The sequence below is a fragment of the Arenibacter sp. F20364 genome (assembly GCF_023015905.1).
GTDB lineage: Bacteria > Bacteroidota > Bacteroidia > Flavobacteriales > Flavobacteriaceae > Arenibacter.
Map to the genome: position 1 here is coordinate 1 of NZ_JALKBD010000121.1, position 928 is coordinate 928.

Below are 928 nucleotides of genomic sequence, written 5' to 3' on the forward strand. Positions count from 1 at the left end.
ACTATACGGATGCCCTTGAGAAATTCTTGAGCGACAAGGGGAATGCGGAAAAATTGCTTGCCCAAGGCGAATATAAACGGCTGGATACCGATCCGGCAAAAACAGCTGCACTCATGTTAACGGCACAGGTGATATACAATCTGGATGAAACAATTACTAAAGAGTGATGATGATTGAAATAAGAATTATTATGTTTTTTAAAATGATTCGTTTTGGTAGACCTAGACCAATTAAAATCGTTTATCAATAATATAGGGAATAGGAAAATAGTGTTGTAACAGGAATGTTCAGTAGAGTTTTCTTGAGTATTATGAAAATAGCCAAGTTAATTATGAAAAGTTTAAACCCTTAATTCAAAATATGTTATTATTTTAGTATAAATAATATAATATATGTAAAATGAGAAGTTGTATCCTCTGACTGAGGATATTGGGCTTTTGGCCTTTACCTCTTGGAATTTCAATAGATGAATTTAAAGTTCCCGAATGAAACAAAAAGTTAGTATAGTATTGATTTTATTGGGCCTGGCAGCCTTGTTGTTTGCCCTTAAGTCGGGGTTTTTCAAATCCTCGGACGACGGGTACGTGAACCAGAAGCTGCCCGAGGTCGTTGACTATAACTTCCATATAAAGCCGATACTTTCGGACAATTGCTATACCTGCCATGGACCTGATGCCAACAAGAGGAAGGCCGGCCTTCGTCTGGACCTGGAACAGGCGGCACTTTCGGAACTGCCGGAGAATCCGGGGAAATATGCCGTTGTTGCGGGCAGGCCCGGCAACAGTCTTTTGTACCGGCACGTAATCTCGGACGATCCAAAACTACTGATGCCGCCACCGGATTCGCAATTGGCCCTGAATTCGTATGAAAAGAAGCTATTGAAGAAATGGATAGAACAGGGCGCCAAGTTCGAGAAGCACTGGGCCTT

The 928-nt window shown here is 41.2% G+C and carries 1 protein-coding gene; it reads left to right on the plus strand.

The window, feature by feature from the left end:
* Nucleotides 1–485 precede the first annotated feature (485 nt).
* Nucleotides 486–928, plus strand: a 443-nt coding sequence (locus MWU84_RS23980; protein WP_348647901.1) for a c-type cytochrome domain-containing protein, incomplete at its 3' end; no start/stop codon positions are given.